Annotated in this window: 15 protein-coding genes and 4 pseudogenes; 2 read left to right on the top strand and 17 right to left on the bottom strand. The window is 66.4% G+C overall.

Features of this window, described 5'->3' with window-relative positions; all coding sequences use genetic code 11:
* Position 1: 1 nt before the first annotated feature.
* From HZY77_RS07295 to HZY77_RS17775, 3 genes and pseudogenes are all read right to left on the bottom strand, one after another.
* A complete protein-coding gene (locus tag HZY77_RS07295; protein WP_296820210.1) occupies positions 2-1,672 on the bottom strand; it encodes an AarF/UbiB family protein in 1,671 nt (556 codons plus the stop codon).
* Positions 1,672-2,538: a DUF2934 domain-containing protein gene (locus HZY77_RS07300; protein ID WP_296820212.1), complete on the bottom strand. Its 867-nt coding sequence runs from the start codon at positions 2,536-2,538 to the stop codon at positions 1,672-1,674. Before HZY77_RS07300 ends, HZY77_RS07295 begins: the two co-directional genes overlap by 1 nt.
* A gap of 589 nt (positions 2,539-3,127) precedes the next feature.
* Positions 3,128-3,253 (bottom strand): annotated as a pseudogene (locus HZY77_RS17775) (TetR family transcriptional regulator); the annotation flags it as partial.
* A 138-nt stretch (positions 3,254-3,391) separates the two neighbouring features.
* On the opposite strand from HZY77_RS17775, the gene HZY77_RS07305 reads away from it, so the two are divergent.
* A complete protein-coding gene (locus tag HZY77_RS07305) occupies positions 3,392-3,553 on the top strand; it encodes a universal stress protein (RefSeq protein ID WP_296820214.1) in 162 nt (53 codons plus the stop codon).
* Positions 3,554-3,589: 36 nt separating this feature from the next.
* Here the strand turns inward: HZY77_RS07305 and HZY77_RS07310 are convergent, their stop codons facing one another.
* The 9 genes and pseudogenes from HZY77_RS07310 to HZY77_RS07350 form a co-directional block, all read right to left on the bottom strand.
* A complete protein-coding gene (locus HZY77_RS07310) occupies positions 3,590-5,551 on the bottom strand; it encodes a relaxase/mobilization nuclease and DUF3363 domain-containing protein (RefSeq protein ID WP_296820216.1) in 1,962 nt (653 codons plus the stop codon).
* A 450-nt stretch (positions 5,552-6,001) separates the two neighbouring features.
* Positions 6,002-6,602: pseudogene (locus HZY77_RS07315) on the bottom strand (S26 family signal peptidase).
* Entirely contained in the window at positions 6,599-7,120 is a 522-nt protein-coding gene (locus HZY77_RS07320) for a DUF2840 domain-containing protein (protein WP_296820865.1), read from the bottom strand. The pseudogene HZY77_RS07315 and the gene HZY77_RS07320 overlap by 4 nt, the downstream one beginning before the upstream one ends.
* Positions 7,121-7,140: 20 nt before the next feature.
* Positions 7,141-7,387: pseudogene (locus tag HZY77_RS07325) on the bottom strand (chromosome partitioning protein ParB).
* A gap of 12 nt (positions 7,388-7,399) precedes the next feature.
* Positions 7,400-8,038: a ParA family partition ATPase gene (parA, locus tag HZY77_RS07330; protein WP_296820218.1), complete on the bottom strand. Its 639-nt coding sequence runs from the start codon at positions 8,036-8,038 to the stop codon at positions 7,400-7,402.
* A 265-nt stretch (positions 8,039-8,303) separates the two neighbouring features.
* Positions 8,304-9,170 carry a replication initiator protein A gene (locus tag HZY77_RS07335; protein WP_296820221.1) on the bottom strand — a complete coding sequence of 289 codons (867 nt, stop codon included), beginning with the start codon at positions 9,168-9,170 and terminating at the stop codon, positions 8,304-8,306.
* A gap of 26 nt (positions 9,171-9,196) precedes the next feature.
* Positions 9,197-9,493, bottom strand: coding sequence for a helix-turn-helix domain-containing protein (locus HZY77_RS07340; RefSeq protein ID WP_296820224.1), 297 nt, complete (start codon positions 9,491-9,493; stop codon positions 9,197-9,199).
* Positions 9,494-9,621: 128 nt separating this feature from the next.
* A pseudogene (locus HZY77_RS07345) lies at positions 9,622-10,378 on the bottom strand (DUF2285 domain-containing protein).
* A gap of 369 nt (positions 10,379-10,747) precedes the next feature.
* A complete protein-coding gene (locus HZY77_RS07350; protein WP_296820866.1) occupies positions 10,748-11,098 on the bottom strand; it encodes a DUF2958 domain-containing protein in 351 nt (116 codons plus the stop codon).
* Positions 11,099-11,396: 298 nt separating this feature from the next.
* On the opposite strand from HZY77_RS07350, the gene HZY77_RS07355 reads away from it, so the two are divergent.
* Positions 11,397-11,687 carry a helix-turn-helix transcriptional regulator gene (locus HZY77_RS07355; protein ID WP_296820228.1) on the top strand — a complete coding sequence of 97 codons (291 nt, stop codon included), beginning with the start codon at positions 11,397-11,399 and terminating at the stop codon, positions 11,685-11,687.
* Between the two features lie 65 nt (positions 11,688-11,752).
* On the opposite strand, the gene HZY77_RS07360 is transcribed toward HZY77_RS07355, so the two are convergent.
* The 5 genes from HZY77_RS07360 to radC all read right to left on the bottom strand — a co-directional run bounded on the left by HZY77_RS07360 (position 11,753) and on the right by radC (position 17,321).
* Positions 11,753-12,067, bottom strand: coding sequence for a DUF736 domain-containing protein (locus tag HZY77_RS07360; protein WP_296820231.1), 315 nt, complete (start codon positions 12,065-12,067; stop codon positions 11,753-11,755).
* 774 nt (positions 12,068-12,841) lie between these two features.
* A complete protein-coding gene (locus HZY77_RS07365; protein WP_296820234.1) occupies positions 12,842-13,054 on the bottom strand; it encodes a hypothetical protein in 213 nt (70 codons plus the stop codon).
* 67 nt (positions 13,055-13,121) lie between these two features.
* On the bottom strand, positions 13,122-15,176 hold the full coding sequence (locus HZY77_RS07370; RefSeq protein WP_296820236.1) for a ParB/RepB/Spo0J family partition protein: 2,055 nt from the start codon (positions 15,174-15,176) through the stop codon (positions 13,122-13,124).
* Between the two features lie 93 nt (positions 15,177-15,269).
* Positions 15,270-16,094, bottom strand: coding sequence for a DUF932 domain-containing protein (locus tag HZY77_RS07375; RefSeq protein ID WP_296820239.1), 825 nt, complete (start codon positions 16,092-16,094; stop codon positions 15,270-15,272).
* A gap of 720 nt (positions 16,095-16,814) precedes the next feature.
* Positions 16,815-17,321 carry a DNA repair protein RadC gene (gene radC / locus HZY77_RS07380; protein WP_296820241.1) on the bottom strand — a complete coding sequence of 169 codons (507 nt, stop codon included), beginning with the start codon at positions 17,319-17,321 and terminating at the stop codon, positions 16,815-16,817.
* Between the last annotated feature and the right edge of the window lie 389 nt (positions 17,322-17,710).

The following is a 17,710-nucleotide window of genomic DNA, read 5'->3' on the forward strand; positions in this document are numbered from 1 at the left end:
TCTAGCCCTTGCCGCCACGCCAGATGGAGAACAGCACCCAGATGCCGCCGATGACGGCGGCGATGAAGCCGAGCAAGCCGAAAGATGGCAGGCCGGGCTCGCGCTCGACGGTCATGACGATGGCCGAGCCGATGATCAGGGCGGCGGTGACGACGCTGATCGCCAGGCGGCTGGCGGCGCGGTCGAGACGGTCGCCGAAATGCTTGAGGGGCAGGACCTCGACTTGCACCAGGAGCTTGCCGCGCCGCGCGGCGCGCAGGAGCTGGCGCAGGTCTTGCGGCAGCCCGGCGACGAGGGCAAGCGTGTCGCGCAAGGCGCGCCAGCCGCGCCAGACCAGGGCGCCGGGCGCGGCGTGGGCGAGCAGCACCTGTTCGAGAAACGGGGCGGCCTCGCCCGCCATGTCGAAGTCGGGGTCGAGCTGGCGTCCCAGTCCTTCCAGCGTGATGAAGGCCTTGATCAGCAGCGCCAGGTCGGGCGGCAGGGCGAGGCCGTGCTCGCGCAGGATGGCGACCAGGTCGGAGAGCATGGCGCCCAGATCGAGGTTCTTGAGCGGCACGCCGTGATACTGGTCGACGAAGGCATCGATCTCGGGCTGCAAGGTCTCGCTGTCGATCTGGGCGCCGCCGCTCCAGTCCAGCAGCACTTCGGCCACCTTCTCGGCATCGTGGCTGACGAGACCGTGCAGCAGCACGGCCAACTGATAGCGGCGCTCCTCGGAGAGGCGCCCGACCATGCCGAAATCGATGAAGGCGATGCGGTTGTCCGGCAGGTAGAAGACGTTGCCGGGATGCGGGTCGGCGTGGAAGAAGCCGTCTGCGAGCATCATCTTGAGCACGGCCCGGGCGCCGCGACGGGCCAGCAGCCTGCGGTCGAGGCCGGCCGCGTCCACGGCGGCCAGGTCGCGGCCGGCAATGCCCTCGACATAGTCCTGCACATTGAGCCGCCCGCCGGTCCACGGCCAGTGGATGCGGGGAACGACGATCTCGGGGTGGGCGGCGAAGTTGGCGGCGATGCGCTCGGCGCTGCGGCCCTCGGCGGAAAAATCCAGTTCGCGGCGCAGCGACAGGGTGAAATGGCGCACCACCTCCCGCGGCCGGTAGCGGCGCAACTCGGGCGCCTCCGCCTCGACGATCTCGGCGAGACGGGCCAGCAGGCGCAGGTCAGCCTCCACGATCGGCCGGATGCCGGGGCGCCGCACCTTGAGGATGACCGCCGTGCCGTCAGCCAGCCAGGCGCGATGCACCTGGGCCAGCGAGGCCGCCGCCAGCGCCTGCATCTCCAGGCGCGGAAAGATGGCCTCGGGCGGCTCGCCCAGGTCCTCGGTCAGCTGCGGCAGCAGCTCGGTGAAAGGGATGGCGGGCGCCGCATCCTGCAGCTTGCTGAACTCGGCGATCCATTCCGCCGGGAACAGATCGACGCGGGTGGCGAGGATCTGCCCCAGCTTGACGAAACTCGGCCCCAGCTCCTCCAGCGCCCGGCGCACGCGGGCCGGCGGCTCCAGCCGCGCCAGTTCCTCCGGTTCGTGCCAGTGCAGGGCGCGGCCGGCACGTTCCAGGGCGCCCGCCATGCCGATCCGCCGCACCAGATCGCCGAAGCCATAACGGATCAGGACAGAGGCGATGTCATGCAGGCGGCCCAGGTCGCGGACGGCGCCGATCGCTTGCCATAGCATCAAGCGTCCTTGTCGGTATCTTTCGATTCCAGGCGGGCAGCGATGCCCTGGAGCAGGCCGGCGGCCAGACCGGCAAGCAGCGCGGCTTCATGGCGCACGACCTCCGTCCCTCTCTTGGCCTGCTCGCGCGCGCCTGCCGTAACGGCGTGGGCCAATTGATCGAGCGCGATCCGGGTACGTTGGCCGACGGCCGAGCCACTGCTGCGGGCATGTTCGGCAAGCTCGGTGAAGGTGGCCTGGACGACGCCCCGGGTATTGCGCGCGGCGTCCTGCAGCGTTTCGATGAACAGCGTCTGCAGGGTGGCCAGCTCGTCCACCGCCCGCTTCAGCCCCTGCCGGGAGAACTCGCTGCTGCGACCTGCTGCTTCCTGAATGGCCAGCTGAGCGGCCTCCGCCGCCCCGGCCAGCGCCTCGTCCAGACCGCGCATCGCCTCCTTCAGCGCTTGTCCGCCGGGCTCCCCGAGCGGCGCGGCGCCTTCGCGGGCGCCTTTGACCACGGCCGCCGTCACGCGTTTGAGTGCATCGGTATCAAGATGCCCGCGCGTGAGCGCATCGAGCGTGATCGCGCGCACCTGGGCGGCGATCGCGGCCGGGTCGGTGGCGAGGGCGCCTTGTACGCGTTGCTCGATTTCCTCTGGCGTCATCGAGGGAAGACGTCCCTGCTCCTTGAGCATCCGGTCGATCTCGGCCTCGGCCTGCAGCCAGTCCTCCGCCACGTTCCCGCCCACAAAGGCGCGCTTCTCCGCGCGAAAATAGGCGGCCTCCGCGATCATTCGATAGCGCTCCTCGGCGGTGACGGGCGGATTCTTCTCCGCAACGGATTCCGGCGCCGCATTCGAAGCGGAGGTGGATTTTGCCTTGGCCATGGTCGCTGCTCCTTTTCAAAGTGAGAGTGTGGAAAATCCGGCGTGTACGGGGCCGGGTATCGGTATGAGCTTGTCCAGGAGCCCCATCCTCAGCGTGCCCCCCATCGGCTGCGGCCAGGCTCCTTCGCAGCAGTTCGCATACGTGGCGTGCCAGCACTTCGGGGTTGTCCTGGTGGGGCCGGTGTCCCGGCATGAACTGACGGGTTGCACCGGTCTGGAAATGGAAGATCACCAGGCCAAAGATCGACATCGCAAGCAGGTGGGCATCCTGATGCGGGTCCAGTTCGCTGGCGAGATCATGGACGGCGACGAACATGTCCCTGAATACATGTTTGGCCAAGGTGCTCTGACGCGCCTCGTCGCTGTCCAGAAGTACCCACTGCACCAGCCGCAGAAAGTCCTTATCCGTGGCCATCATCCGGGCGAGCCCGGCCACAAAGCGCTCAAGCCTCCCCATGGNGGTACCGTCGCCGGCCAGCATGTCTTTCAGCGCGGCCTCTCTTTCCCGGAATTCGTAGGCCACCGCATCGAGATAGAGCTGGTCCTTGTCAGCGAAGTGGTAGTAAAGCGCCGCCTGGGTGAGGCCGACGGCGGCAGCGACATCGCGCATCGAGACGCCGTCATAACCGTTCTGCGCAAATAGAGGCGCCGATAGTTCAAGAATCTCTTCCCGCGTTTTTCGCTTGGGAATGCTTATCATCACCGGGTTCCCCATGAACACATCCTGATAAAAATTCTAACGAACGTTTAGTATGAATATATTAGGTATTATCACCTGTCAAGGTGAAAGGGAGGACTCTGGTGTTGGCCGGCTTCAGTTCAAGATATCCGTTCCGATTTGGTTGTTCTGGGAATGCACGGTCGCCGAGGCTTGGATTGGCTTCTGCTCGACAGCAACGCTGAGCAAGTCGCCCGTATCGCCCCCGTACTCGTCATGCTGGTGCGTGACAAGCGAGCTACCGCCGAACCTGGAGTCGTATCGCAGGCTGTACGGGATGCGAGCTCGATACCTTGACGCGATTCTGTGCCCCAACTCCTATGGCGGCAGGCGCTATTCAGATCGACATCCCCGTTTACGGCCGACCTCCCACGACACGCCATCTCCGCGCACTGTCGCGGCAAGCTGTTGCCCCAGCCGCAGCTCGATCACCGGCCGCCATGGCACAAGCGAGAAACCCTTGCCGTCATCGAGCATCGCGTAGCGCCTACTGGCGAGCATGACGCTGCGCCGGTAGATGCCAGCCACACGCTGCCCCTCGGACACCGGCCGATGCTCCAGGCTGGTTTCCGCCGCTATGTCCTGCGCAGCCTTTGCCAGCTCGCGCCCGCGCAGCGTCGCCAACAGGTTGCGCGCCAGGATCACGCGTTGGCCGCGCCGCTCGGCCAGCCCCTGCCCGGCCAGGAAGTCGACGCGCTGTTGCAGTGCGTCTTTGACCTCGCTGCCAAAGCCCAGGTCGCCCAAGCCCTTGCCGCCACCGATCAACTGCTGATCCAGCCAAGTCGCCCCGATCACGCGGGCCTGCCGTTCGATGGGCAGGTGTGATTTCAACTCCACCGCCACGCCGTCGCCCCGGCGTTGGGCGTCGTACTGGCGGCCTCGTTCGGCGAAGTCGTCAGGCACGCGCCAGACGCCTTCGGCCATGCGCTCCACGATGCCGGCGCGGCGCAGGGCTTCCAGCCGGCGCACGTGCGCCGCCACCGCCTCGCGTGGATCACGGTCGGGCGTGGCCTCGCCTTGGGCGAGCGCAAGGTGATGGTCGGTGCGATAGATGCCATCCACTGACACCGCGGCGATGTTTCGGTCGGCCGTGCGCACGTCGGTCGAGCCTTTCACCTCGACCACCGAACCGGTCGGGTACTGCTCCAGTTCCGAACGCGGCGGCAGAGCAACGTAGTGCGCCTTGCCGTCGATCCCGTCGATGACCAAGTAGCCTTTGTCGTGTAGTTCGTCGGCCAGCCCTTTGGCGGTTACGCGGCCGATGACAATGGTTCGGCCTTCCTCGCCAGGCTGGAACACGACCAACTCGCACTGCTTGCCGCTCATGGCGCGCTGCATGGTACGGATGATGTCGCCGCGCTCGCCCATGGATCGCAGGGTCGGCTCGGCCTCGGCGTGGACAGCCCACACGCCGGGCTGTTGCTCGGTCGCCAGCCCCATGCGCTGCAAGCGTTGCAGACGGCCAATCAGCATCTGCCGCTGGCGTTGCAGCCGGGGTTCGGCCAGCGTCTCCGGCAGCACCAGACCGTCCTTGGCCTCACGCTGCAAGGTGCGGTCCAACCCCGTCCACCGCTCCTGATCGACTTCGCGCTGCATGGCACGCTGGATCTCCAGATCGGTGCGCGGCCCCAGCCACTCGGTCGCCAGTTCGGCGGCCCGGCGGCGCATCCCGTCGGCGATGTAGTCGCGGGAAATGATGAGGTCTTTGCCGGTGTCGTCCTTGCCGCGCAGGACCACGTGGGTGTGGGGGTTGTCGGTGTTCCAGTGATCGACGGCCACCCAATCCAGTCGGCTACCCAGATCGGCTTCCATGCGTGCCATCAGGTGCCGGGTATAGGTGCGCAGGTCGTCGAGTTGTTCGGCGTCCTCCGGTGAGACGATGAAGCGGAACTGGTGTCGATCCTCGCGCCCCCGTTCCTCGAAGGCGGCGGTATCTGCCGCGTCGGTCGTCGGGCCGTAGGCGTGGCCCGGCCCGCCCTGGCGATCGACTCCTTCGCGCTCGATGTAGCGCAGGTGCGCAGCGGTCGAGTGCGACCCGGCCTTGGCCAGATTGACCAGGCGCGCCTTGATCGTCAAACGCCGGGCGTTGGGCGTGAGCGAGGCTCCGGCGAAGCGCGCCGCGACGTGGCCGCGCCCCAGCCGGGAACCGGGCCGCTGGCCGGCTTTGCCGATCGTCTTGCCGAGCTTGGCGCCGGCCTTGTTGGTTTGGCGCAGTACCTTGTTGATGAAGGCATCGCTGCGCTGTTTCGGCGTGCCGGGACGGATGCGAAAGCGGTCGTCATCGCTGCGGCTCATCGGGTGGCNTCCATCCAAGAGCGGCGCAGTCCAGCGGGCAAAGCACGCACTTTCGCCAATGCCGATGCGGCATTGCGCACTTTCGCGGCACGCTGCTGCCCCCTGGCGCGTGCCGCGCCACCCCATGTGCAGACAGGATTTTCAAGCGGCAGGGTGCCGCGACCNTTTATCTTGCCTTCCGCCTTTCCNCCTCGCTTTCGCTCAGGGCGTCGGCGGCCCGGCGGCGCTGCGCTGCTCGCAGCCAGCGTGCCGGCGAACGCGGCAATGGCCACCGGCCGGGCGTGTTCGAGGTAAGACGCCTGCACGTGGGAAGACGGCGCCGAATGCTGCGCGAAGTGCGGTGCGAATGCACCCGCANNAGGCATACGCGATGACACGACGGCGGCCAGCGGAACGACACGTCGGATGGCACGATGAAGTGCACGGAAATGTGCAGCGAATCGGTAGCCATCATAGGCGTGTTTCCAGCCAGACCGGATGCGCAACACCGATCACGGTGGATGCGGCAATCGGCCCGAAGTACCGGCTGTCGAACGACGCCGGGTTGGTCGCGCTCAGCAGGAACAACTCGCCGGGATGAAGCTGCCGGCACTGCTGCCAGGATGGCAGCGGCCGGCCCATGCGATCAGCAGGCAAGACAGCAGCCACCGGCGCGCCGTCGATGCGCACGCTGCGACCGACGATGCACACCTCCTGCGGCGCCGCCGCGCCCACGCGCTTGAGCAGCGGCACGCGCGTCGGCAGGTAGCCGCGTCGGGCGGCCAGTGCGGCGGCGTCGGCCGGAAGCTGGGCCAGCACGATGCTGCCCACGGACAACGGACGTGGCAGCGAGTCGGCTCGGCGGTCGAACGGTTCGACGCGATACCAGCCGACCGCCACGCTGTCGGACGGGTTGTAGATCAGGCGCGGCAGCGGCGACACGAAGGACGCCCAGGTCAGCGCAGCGAGGCCACAGGCGGACAGGCCCGCCAGCGCAATGCGAGTGCGCATGCGCGNAAGGAGAACGCGGCGCCGTTCCCGTGGCGTTGGCGGTCGTGGAAGCCGTGGTCATGGCAGCGCCCTCCCGGCCAGCCAGACCGCGTGTCGTTCGGCCGTGTATTCGGGCAGCGGCAGGCGTGCAGAGAGCCGGTTGCCCAGCGTGCGCCAGTACGCGGGCGACACGTCGATGGCGGCGATGCCCAGCGCCTCGATGGCGTCGATCCGTGCCAGCACAGCGCGCACGGCCGCCTCGCCCTCGGCATGCAGTAACAGCTGCGCACCGGGCAGCACACCGGGGATGCGCTGCGCCACGTCCAGCGGCGTGCAAGCCTGCATCACCATGAGCTGCCAGCGGATCGTCCCGTAGTCGTTGGCCTGCCAGCGGATGCGACAAAACACCGCGCCGGGCGGGAACATCGCAACGCGCCGCCAGCGGTCAAGCCGGATGGTGCGCGCCGGTTCGCCGAAGCGCAGATAGATGTTGATGCGGTGCTTGATGTGGGCGAGCGATACGCGGGTCAGCGGCGCAGCGCTGGTCCGCCCGGCGAGCACTGCGAGCGGCGGCGCAATCGTCGGTGACGTAGCAGCCATGGCCGCCAAAGCGTGAGCTTTCATGGCGTGTTCTCCGGGAACTCGCGTTCCAGCAACCCGCGCAGCAGCTCGGCCACCGTCACNGCCTTGCGTGAACGCCGAGACCTTGATGCGCGCACGCATCGCGGGCGTGATGTCGAGGGTCAGGCGCGCGGTGTAGAGGTCGCCTTTCTGGAGGTCGGTGCCTTCGCCCTGGCGAACCCACGCTTCGGCGTGCGGGTTCGCTGGCGGACGTGCGCCGATGCCGACGCGCTNTGCCGCGCGCATATCGTTCTGCAGTCATGTCGGCCACCGCAGCAGTTCATCGACCAGCGCGGCGATCTCGCGCGTGGCGGCGCTGTCGGGTGCCGTCTCGCGAGCCAGCCGACCAGCGGCCACGCTATCGGCGAAGACGATGCGCTGGTGCACCTCCGAACGCAGTGCGGGCAACGGCTGGTCGGCCAGCGCCTGCCGTGCTTCACGACCAATGATGGTCGTGCTGACGCGCCGATTGATGGCGAAGGCCGCGCGCAGCGCAGGCCGGAACACTTGCGCCTCGCGGATCAGCGCCACCATCTCGGCAGACGCCCACAAGTCATAGGGACTTGGCTGAACCGGGATCAGCACACGCTCGGCCGCCAGCAGTGCCGAGCGCGCCAGCGCGGCAATGCGCGGTGGGCCGTCGATGACGACGTGATCGGCCCTGCGTGCCAACTCGGGCGCTTCCTGGTGCAACGTCTCTCGGGCGAGGCCCACGGCGCTGAACAAGCGCGGCAAGCCCTGTTGGGCGCGCCGCTGCGTCCAGTCCAGCGCCGAGCCTTGCGGGTCGGCGTCCAGCAGAACGACTTGCTGGCCGCGCAGCGCCAGTTCGCCGGCGATGTGCGTGGCGAGCGTGGTCTTGCCCACGCCGCCTTTTTGATTGAGCAAGGCGATGATCATGGCGCGGCCCTCCTTGCTGGAAAGCCGGGTTTTCTTCGCCGTGCGAAGCGCTGCGCGCCGTGCCGTTTGGCGGTTATCCACCGAAACGACGCGCTGTTTTTATTAGTTAAAGAATTTAAGTTAGGGAAGTTAGAGGGGCCGAAGACCCGCACCGCTATTGGCTTTCCGGCTGTTTCGCACGCCTGATAGCACGATAGGGACACGCCCGATAGCACGATACCCGGCACGACTGATAGCACGAGGCCATTCACAGCTTTTCCCCGAGTTATCCCCGTGCCGTCTGCGGCACGGGCCGGAAGGTCAGCAGTTCGGCCCCGTCCTCGGGCATGCGCACGATGCCTAAGACGTAGCCCGGCATCGACTGCCGCACCACCAGTGCGCGCAAGTCGCAGGCGAAGTCGTAGGGCTTCGCCGTGCTGCCCGACTTGCGGTGCAGGTGCCGGAAGTCGAACTGCCAACCGCCCGGCTGCTTGCCGCCGTGCTTGCGCACCAGGCGGTACAACCAGCGTTCGATGCCGCCCGTGAGCTTGAAATACGCCGGGTCGATGGTAAGCACCAGGGCGGCGTCGAGCACGCCCGCGTAGAACCAGTCCGGCAGGATCAGTTCGATGCCAAGCGGCGTGCCGCGAGCATCGGCCATTTCCTTCCATTCGTTGATCCACGAGAAGCGATGCAGGCGCCGCCCGGTTGTCTCGCGGATGGAGGTGGCCACGGTGGTCGATTGCAGGCGATCCAGCGCGGCTTTGAGGCGCTGGTAGTCGCGCAGCGAGGTACCGCGCCCGATGAAGCGCAATATCTCGTAGGGCGTGGCGTGCATCAGGCGCGATGGGCGGATGCCCGCGTCGCGCGCTTCCACGATCTGGCTGGCCGCCCAGATCAGGATGTCGGCATCCCAGATCGTGGCGATGCCGTGCTCCTGCGTCCCTTCCACGCGGATCGTCACGCCGCCGGCGCGGAAGTCGATCGGCTGGACGCGCTTCGACTTCGCCAAAGAGAAGAACGGAAAGGCCATCAAGTCCTGACTGTCGCGCGGCGCCATGTCGCCCGGCAGCGCGCGGAACAGGTCGAGCTGTTCCCGCTCCTGCGCTGGTCGCTGCCCCAATGATCGGGGCGGCAGCGAAGGGCTGGACATGGCGATGGCCACCGGCGAAGCGCCGATCAGCGCGCACGGCTGTCGGCCGAGTGGTGCTCGGCGTATTCGGGGTCGGACGTGGCCTCGAAGCTGCGCTGGTCGGCCCAGGCGTCGAGGTCGGCCACCGCGTACATGACGCGACGGCCGAATTTGCGGAAACGCGGGCCGCCGCCGATCACGCGCTGTTTTTCCAGTGTGCGCGGCGACAAGCGCAGGTATTCGGCGGCCTCGTCGTTCGTCAGGTAGCGTTGGGGTTGAGCTGTGGCAGCGGGTTGCGGCTGGGTGGAATGCGCGGCAGCAGGCCGCAAGGGAGCGGGTCGCATTGGATAAGCCTCCATCGGTCAGGACAGNNCCCGGCCGCACCAGCGCGGCCAGATGGAGGCAGTCTCAAGAAAGGGATGCGTCCCGTTGAGGGTCGTTTTGCAGTGGATGCGAAACGACCCTGCTCAAGTCATTGNAGTCGAGCCAGGCGGCGATAGCCGCCGCGCATCAGCGTCAGGCCGCGTCGCACNCAGACGGCGCACGCGGGAGCGCAGGCCGCCATCGGCATACCAGCCATTGACCACTGCATCGGTACCGAACAACCCCTCGGCGACCTCACGCAAGGACGCCCCCGCCAAAGTGGCGTCGAGTGCCTGCAGGGTGTGTAGCTCCTGCAACGCAGTCGGCGCAGGCCGTGGCCGAGCCGCTGATGCGGGCGTGCCTTCGGNGGCCACGGCCAGCTTGTCCAGTTCGCCCCGGAGCACGCAATGGCGCGCGCAAGGCATGTCACACGCGCGGATGGCATAGACGTAGGCCATGCCATCCTCCAAGCTCGGCGCCAGCGTCAGGCGCAGGCAGTAGCCGGGCCAGCGCGTGGCGAGCATCAGGCGTTGGCCATCGTGGACGAGATGCTTTTGACCGGGAATGCGCCAGAACTCGAACGCGACGGCATCCGGTGGCGGGTCAATGTCCGGGTGAAGCTGCGCTGCGCAGGGATGGCCGGGAAACCAGGCGGGATGCGCGTCGCGCGCATCCAAGGCCGGGTCTTCCAGCATGCGCAGTCCCCAACTGTGGGCAGCGTCCGGTCGGCGGCGACGGCGCAGCCAGTCGCGGCGGTAGTCGGGATGACGGCGCAAATACTCCCAGGCCAGTGCCAAGTCATCCAGGTGCAGCACGTAGAGATACGCGGCAGTGGGATACCAGGGTTCGGCGCTTCGATCAGCCATGAGGCAACCTCCTGTTGACAGGGATCGTCGCCACATCGGCACGCTGGAACTACGCCATCAAAACCTCAACGCGCCACCAGCAAAGGGATAAACTCAAGCTGTAACGAGCGGTGTCAAGACTGGTTGGCTCCGAAGTCTTACGTGGATTGTCCGAATGCGACGGCTGCGCAGCCCGGAAATGGGGCGCAGCACCGGACACCCTGCCTCAAGTCACGCAGTGCATCATGCCCCTTTCGGTCAGGGCTGCACCGCCTTGGCGCAAGAGTGGCGATCCAGATTGCAAACGTCATAAGCCAGACCGAAAAAGACACAATGCGCCGCAACGGCCTGTGTCTGGATGGCCTGCGGCAGCGGGGCCATGAGGTTCGATCAGTCGGGGATCGAGCCGTCGATCTGTGCCAGCCGGACGTACTCCGATAGCGGTCGCGATGCGCGGAAATACAGGTCGCGTTGGATGGGCCGTTGACGCGGCCCGACGATGCCAGCCAAGTCGGACAGCTTGACCATCCCCAATTCCGGCATACCGATGCCGAGGTCGATGAGGCCCCAGGCCGTATCGCCATCAGCTGGGTCGAGCGCAGCCAACAACCAGGTTGCGTGCGCATCCGGCGTGAACAGCCGCACCACGGGCGACGGGTCGATGCTCTGGCCAGCGGCACGTGCCGCGCCGTTGGCGAGTAGTTGCGCGCGCTGGTCGGCGGTGGTGAGCGGCTGGGTCATGGTCAGAAACACCGAAAAACCAAGAATGCACGAAACCGCTTTTCCCCGAAAGCGCGGAAGCACCAAACCGGATGTGCGTCTTCGTGTGCAAACACGGATACGCAAGCCTTCGAATCCGTACATGCACGGAAACGGAAAAGCGGAATTGCGCAGGTCAGTGAAGGCACGGATACGGCTTCCCGGTTCTGTCGGAATCCACAGATGCGGTTTTCCGCAAAAGCACGGAAGCACGCGAAACCCGGCAAATGAGTTAAAGATAACGTGGTTTTAATTGTCTCGAAATTAGACGCTTCTGTCCATGCAGAAGCGTTCCGTTCAACCCGGCCGACCGGCCGGTGTCACTACCTTCGATGCCGAGTTGGCGCAAGCCTTCGGCGCGGCGGTACGCGCGCTGCGGGCAGAACGGGGAATCGCGCAAGAGTCGCTGGCGAATCTGGCGGGCATCGAGCGTTCCCACATGGGAAAGATCGAACGCGGCGAGCACATGCCCACGCTGGCGATCATCTTCAAGATCGCCAGCGCGCTTGAATGCAGTACCGCCGTGCTGATGACCGAGACCGAGAGCCAGCTCGCGGCGGCCAAGTCGTAGCGGTTGCTGTGCTGCGATGAGCAGCACAAGGCCCCGCCACAATGGGCGGGGCGCTGGGACGGCCGTCAGGCCGCCTGCGGCTTGCTGCGCGACCAGATCAGGTTGTGCGTGCCGTCCTCTTCCTCGATCAGGCGGGCATAGATCGTCGCCGGGAACGTGGGATCGTCGAGGGTCACGGACACGTAGGGCCGTTCGGCCTTGCTGACTTTCTTCCACGCCGCGCCGATGTCGTAGCCGCCTGCCGCCTGGACGCGGAAGTCGGGGGCGTTCTCGCTTTCCTTTTCGTTGGGGACGAGCTTGACCTTGATGTTGAGCGTCAGGGTGCGGATCGTGCCAGTGAAGCCGTCTTTGTCTGCGGTAAAGGTGCCGATAGTGGCCATGATGTTTTCTCCTTGCGGGTTAACCAAGGTCGCGCCCATCGCGTCCTTGTTGTGATCCGTCAGGCGGGNGACGGGCGGGCTGCACCGCTTGCGGCCGAAACGCAGTGGAGGACCGGGAGGCGCAAAGAATTTGTCCCGCGAGGAATGCGCCGAACGCAGTGACTGCGCAGGGAANNATTGTTTGCGCCGGACGGTTGCGGCCATGAAGCCCGAGGCGCAGCCGTGCCNCCGCCAGGATTCACGACAAGCCAAGGACGCATGGGCCGACCGCCCCGCAGGAGACAGGGCGGCCTCGGCATCCCCGCCGGGCGGCTTCATCGGCTTGGCCCCTGATGCGGGCAAGGTNNTCATCACCCCAACGGCAAGCGGAAACGCCCCTGTTGCATCATGCGGCAGTAGGTTTGAGGTGTGGCGTGGAAGCTCCATGGCAAGGCCGTTCGGTGTGTCGGGGAACCGTCCCGCGTGACGTTGTGGCGACGNAAAACCGCCAGCCTCGTGGACAGCACGCATTTGCACAACCCAGCACAGCATGCTGGAGCGTAGCCCCCTGCCCCGCCCGTTGCGGGGCCACGACGNAGGATGCCGGCAGCGTGCAACGCTGCTGCACACTGGTCGTTCCCCGCACAAGATCACTTGTGCGCGCCACGTCGCTGCCTGATCGAAGGCGGCGACGTGGCGGTTTTGCTCTTGGTGTTGAATCAGGTCGCGGCAGGCCGCTGCCGCGATCTGATTNNTCGACAACGGCCCCAGGGCAATGCGCTGGGGCTGCCACAGCTATTGCTTTGTCTCGATGATCCACCACACCGCACGCGGCAAGTGCTGGCCACTGATGGGGTGAATGTCGGTCAGGTCGGCGATGGCCACCCAGCCGCTGGGTGGACGGTAGCCGCGCACGTCGCCATCGCCATGCCAGCGGCGGGCGCGTACCGTGCCGGGGGCATAAATCGCCGCCATCCGTGGGCGGGGATGTGAGGTCTGGTTACTCATGAGGAATGCTCCGGGGTTGCCGAAGCGCCCCGGTGGAAGCCGGGGCGCTTGCTGCCTTTCCTTCGGGTCACGCGGCCAGCGCGTGGGCGTGCGCTTCATCGTCGGCGGGTTCGGCCTCCGGCTCGTCATCCGCCCCGGCCTGCGGGCCTCCCTGCGGCGCGGCGCTGTCGGAGCCTTCGGCCTTGAACATGGCAGGCATCCAGCCCATGCCCTCGGCCAAGCGCTCGGCCTCGCTGGCAATATCGCCTTTCTTGAGCTTCGCCAGCCGGGTGACGTGTGCCGGGGCGAACTGACCCACGGCTTCCAGAATCGCGGCCTTCGGCACGTGTTGGAAATAGCCCTCGGCGGTCGGCTTCCACCATGCAGCCATGTCCAGCCCCACGGCCTGCGCCAGTTCCGCGCCGGGTTGACGCAACACAGCGCGGGGCGTTACCACGTCCACCGTGGCCGCGACGCAAACCGCGAGCAGCCGCACCAGTTCGTCTTGCTCCATCGCCAGCAGCACGGCGAACAGTTCGGCGCTGTCCTCGGGCAGCTTGTCGCCCCAAGCCAGCCGCACCTCGCGCAACGCCACGGCGGCGGGCGATTCCGGCCAGTCCGGGGCAATGCCTTCCAGCCGGTTTTGCACAGTCAGCCGCACACCCACCGGCAGGTCGTGGCTGTAGTGCCTTTCCTGCAGGACGGTTTGCACCATGCCATGCACCAGCGCGGCCAGTGCCACCTGTGGATGCCTGGCGACTTCGATTTGAAGCGCAGCGGTGCGATGCGCACTCAAACGCTGCGCCAAGCGGTCGGACAGGCTCACGGTTTTGGGCGGTTCCACGCCCTCGACTTCGTCGTCGCTCGCGCTCTCGCCTTCGGCGAAACCCTGCCGCAGCCGTTCCAGCGTGCGCAGCGCCTTGGCCTCGGCCTCTCGCAGCAACCCGCGATAGATCACGCTCTGGCCTTGACGGTCGATGGTGACGATGGCACCAGCCACGGCGCGCACATCCGGGGTGTAACCTTGCAAAGCGTCCTCCACGGTTTGCAGTTCTGCGGCCACCTGTTCGCGGCGCTGTTCCAGCGGCCCGGTCTTGTCCTCGTCTTCGGCGTCGTAGACTTCTTCCAGCTCGGCGTCGATTTTGTCGAGTCGGGTTTGCAGCGAAGCGATGTGGCGGGCCTCGCGGGCGGTCGGCTCGCGGCGCTGACGCGGGGCGTTCTGGAACGCCTGCCGCTCGGCATGGCCCAAATGCGGTACAGCTTCCACCCATGCCCAGCCCTCGGCGCGGATTTCCTCGGCCAGCGCGTCCAGCTTCTCGCGCACCAGCGTTTCCAGCAGCGGCGCATCGGCCAGATACGTGCCGCTGTCGTCGTCGGCGAACAGGTCGCGGCGAATGCGACCGCCCGCCGCCGTGTAGGCGTCCAGTCCGACGAAGCGCACCAGCGGATGCGTGGCGTCGATCTCGCGTTCGGTCAGGCGCTCGCGCAGCGCGGATGCGCTGCGCTGCCATTCCGGCGCNNCATAGAACGCCGCCTCTTGTGCCTTGTGGTCGTCGGTGATGGTCAGGGCCATCAACTGTTCCAGCGTGACGGTCCCAGCCCGGTAGTCGGTCATCAGGCGCGGCGAGACGTTACCGAGTTTCAGGCGGCGCTGTACCACCAGCGGGGACACGCCAAAATCGGCGGCAATGTCTTCGACGGGGCGGCCTTCCTTGACCAGCGCGGCGAACGCCTCGAACTGGTCGGCGGGGTGCATAGCTTCGCGCAGCACGTTCTCGGCCAAGCTCACGGTGCGGGCCGATGCGTCGGCCACCAGCAGGCACGGCACCTCATGATCGGCGGCGATGCGCTTTTTCTTCGCCAGCAGTTTCAAGGCGGTCAGGCGGCGATCACCGGCCACCACTTCATAATGCTCGCCATCGGCGGCGAGGATGACGACAAGGTTTTGCAGCAAGCCCACGCGGGAAATGCTCGCGGCCAGTTCGGGGATGGACAGGCGCGGATTCTTGCGCACGTTGCGCTTGGAGCGGCGCGCCAACAGCCGCGANNGCGGAACCAGAATCAGGTTCTTGGTCGGGTCGGCCACTTCCAGCGCGGCGGCGGTTTCGATGGCGCGGACTTCGGTTTGGGTAACGGTGTTCATAGTGATGACTCCTGAAGGAANAGAGAAAACGAAACGGGGATGGATACGAGGGGCCAGCACGCGGCGCAGGCCCTCCGGGTCGGGGTCAGGCTTTCAGGCTTTCAACTGGCGCAGGCCATCGGCCAGCAGCCACAGGGCGCGGTTCAGGCGGATGCCGTTGTCGATGCCCTGCACGGGTCGGGTGGTCTGGCGGCGACCGTTGGCGGCGCGGGCGAGCAGGCCGCCTTTGATGAGGTTTTCCTGCGTGCGGTTGAACACGCTCCACAGGTCGGCGCGGCTGTCATCGGAGCGGCGCGGCATCAGGATTTGGCTTTCCGTGATGGGCGCGGGCTTGTCCTCGTCGTACTTGAGGGCCAGCGCGGCGCGGGCGAATACTTCCGATTCCCCGGTATCCAGCGTGATGGCGCGCATGGCATCGCGGGATTCCTGCGCCCGGTCGAAGCCGTGCAAGACTTCGTAAGCACCTTCGATCACCTGCGCGGCCACGTCGCCCTTGTGAGGTACGCGCACATCCGCCACGGTATCGCCGCAGACAAGGCCATTGCTGCACACGAAGCGGAACATGCCGGCAAGCATCTGATAGCTGCTCGTCCCGTCGTGCGAGTTCAGCAGGATGATTTCGTTGGCCTCGCGGCCGTTGATCTGGCTGGCGTGGCGCAGCCGGATCATGTGCTTGGTGTAGTCGCGCCGGTCGTCCTGCCGAACACGGGTCTGGCACACCATGAAGGGCTGGAAGCCTTCGCCTCGCAGTTCCTGCAAAACGGTAGCGGTCGGGATGTAGCTGTATCGCTCCGAGCGGCTTTCGTGCGGGGCCTCCGCGAAGATGGACGGGGCCACGGCGCGGATTTGATCGTCCGACAAGGGGTATTCCGAGCGCAGCACCGGGGAACGGGAAGCGAAACGGGTTGCGAGTTGCATGGTCTTTCTCCTGACAAAGGGTTTGCTGTTGAAACCGCACACCGGATTCCTAGATTCGGAGCCCGCCTTTCGGCTTTCCGGTGGGGTCGGCGCGGAGACCTGGGCCGGCCTCGTTGCCACCGTCTTTCCTGAGTTCATCGCCCGCGACGGAAAGGAGCGCGCGGACGGGCTCCGTCAAGGAGGAAAGCGCCGGGTTGGTGCGGCCCGCAGCGCAGCGAGGACACGGCCCGGCGCGCCTTGACGGCACACGGCCGCGGGCTACAGTCGCGGACAAGGTGATGAGCGAAGGAAGACGGCTGGACANGGCAACCGGCCGCAGCTGGCGCAAACCCCACGCAAGCGAAGCGCGCAGGCCCGGATCAGGCATCCGGGCCGAAGGCGTCAGCCGAGCGGAGCGAGGGAACGATGGAAGCCTGACTGGGGCGAGACGCCGCAGGTGGCTCGATGCGCAGCACGACAGCGCGCCCGGCCGTGCCTCNNCCTGGCCGGGGACGCCCATATCAATCAAAGCAACTCGAACTCCATGCTCTATGTATCGTCGCCATGCCGTAGTCCNGGCCGATCCGGCGCAGCCGGTTCNGGCCCGGCTTTGAGGGGCGCCAAGCAACGCGCGGCGGGGATGGGCCGCAGGGCCTTCCCTGGAGGGCAAGCGCAGCACGCAGCGCCGAAGGCGTGAAGAGATCGACGCCGGGCGCAGCAAAAGGGCCGAAGCCCCTGGGGTCAGAGCAGGCCACGCTCGGCGAATGACGTCGTGGCCTCGCCGCCGACGACGATGTGATCCAGCGTGCGCACGTCTACCAGCGCCAGTGCTTCCTTGAGGCGCTGAGTCAGCAGCTTGTCCGCCTGGCTCGGCTCGGAATTCCCGCTCGGATGATTGTGCGAAAAGATCACGGCCGCCGCATTGAGATGCAGCGCCGTTTTCACGACTTCGCGGGGATATACCGATGTCTGGTCGATGGTGCCGCGGAACAGCTCAACGTATTCGATCAGACGGTTCTGGCTGTCGAGGAACAAGGCAGCGAAGACTTCGTGTTCGAAACTGGCCAGCTTGGTGCGCAGGTAGTCCTTGACCAACGCCGGCGACGTGAACAGCGTTCCGCGTGGAATCTTCTGGTCGATGACGTACCGGGCCGCTTCCAAAATCTGGTCAGCGGTAGCAGGCAGATAACGCCCCTGGTCGTCACGCACCAGCAGCGAGGAATCGAGAGACAGAGAAAGTTGCGACATGATCGTGCTCCGGTTGCTCGGGCGGAATTGCCCGGAACCGGCTCCAGCACGGCGCAGCGCAAGCAGTCAGGGGTCAGCGACGGCCGCCAGGACGCAAGCGCGCAATACGCGCGCAGCCCTTGACGGCGAGAACGCCGTGATACGGTGAAGGGAACAGCAAGACCGCCCCACCCCGCCCGCAGAGACGACGGATGGGCAAGCGCAGCGCGCAGGCCCACGGGGCCGGAGGCGTCAGGGATCAAAGCCGGATGGCCGCGACTCAACACGAGGCGCGGGGCGCAGCCCGCGAGCCCGACGGCGGAACGCCGGGACGCTATGACGGCTCGGAATTCTCCCCAATGGAACACAACGTAGTTAAACTGGCGTCATATCAAGAAAATAATTGAAGC

The organism is Thiobacillus sp. (assembly GCF_013693775.1).
Lineage (GTDB): Bacteria > Pseudomonadota > Gammaproteobacteria > Burkholderiales > Thiobacillaceae > Thiobacillus.

Coding starts and splice junctions, on each gene's coding strand:
- HZY77_RS07295 (WP_296820210.1), bottom strand. CDS start 1,672: ATGCTATGGCAAGCGATCGGCGCCGTCCGCGACCTGGGCCGCCTGCAT.
- HZY77_RS07300 (WP_296820212.1), bottom strand. CDS start 2,538: ATGGCCAAGGCAAAATCCACCTCCGCTTCGAATGCGGCGCCGGAATCC.
- HZY77_RS07305 (WP_296820214.1), top strand. CDS start 3,392: ATGCACGGTCGCCGAGGCTTGGATTGGCTTCTGCTCGACAGCAACGCT.
- HZY77_RS07310 (WP_296820216.1), bottom strand. CDS start 5,551: ATGAGCCGCAGCGATGACGACCGCTTTCGCATCCGTCCCGGCACGCCG.
- HZY77_RS07320 (WP_296820865.1), bottom strand. CDS start 7,120: ATGGCTGCTACGTCACCGACGATTGCGCCGCCGCTCGCAGTGCTCGCC.
- parA (WP_296820218.1), bottom strand. CDS start 8,038: ATGATCATCGCCTTGCTCAATCAAAAAGGCGGCGTGGGCAAGACCACG.
- HZY77_RS07335 (WP_296820221.1), bottom strand. CDS start 9,170: ATGTCCAGCCCTTCGCTGCCGCCCCGATCATTGGGGCAGCGACCAGCG.
- HZY77_RS07340 (WP_296820224.1), bottom strand. CDS start 9,493: ATGCGACCCGCTCCCTTGCGGCCTGCTGCCGCGCATTCCACCCAGCCG.
- HZY77_RS07350 (WP_296820866.1), bottom strand. CDS start 11,098: ATGACCCAGCCGCTCACCACCGCCGACCAGCGCGCGCAACTACTCGCC.
- HZY77_RS07355 (WP_296820228.1), top strand. CDS start 11,397: ATGCAGAAGCGTTCCGTTCAACCCGGCCGACCGGCCGGTGTCACTACC.
- HZY77_RS07360 (WP_296820231.1), bottom strand. CDS start 12,067: ATGGCCACTATCGGCACCTTTACCGCAGACAAAGACGGCTTCACTGGC.
- HZY77_RS07365 (WP_296820234.1), bottom strand. CDS start 13,054: ATGAGTAACCAGACCTCACATCCCCGCCCACGGATGGCGGCGATTTAT.
- HZY77_RS07375 (WP_296820239.1), bottom strand. CDS start 16,094: ATGCAACTCGCAACCCGTTTCGCTTCCCGTTCCCCGGTGCTGCGCTCG.
- radC (WP_296820241.1), bottom strand. CDS start 17,321: ATGTCGCAACTTTCTCTGTCTCTCGATTCCTCGCTGCTGGTGCGTGAC.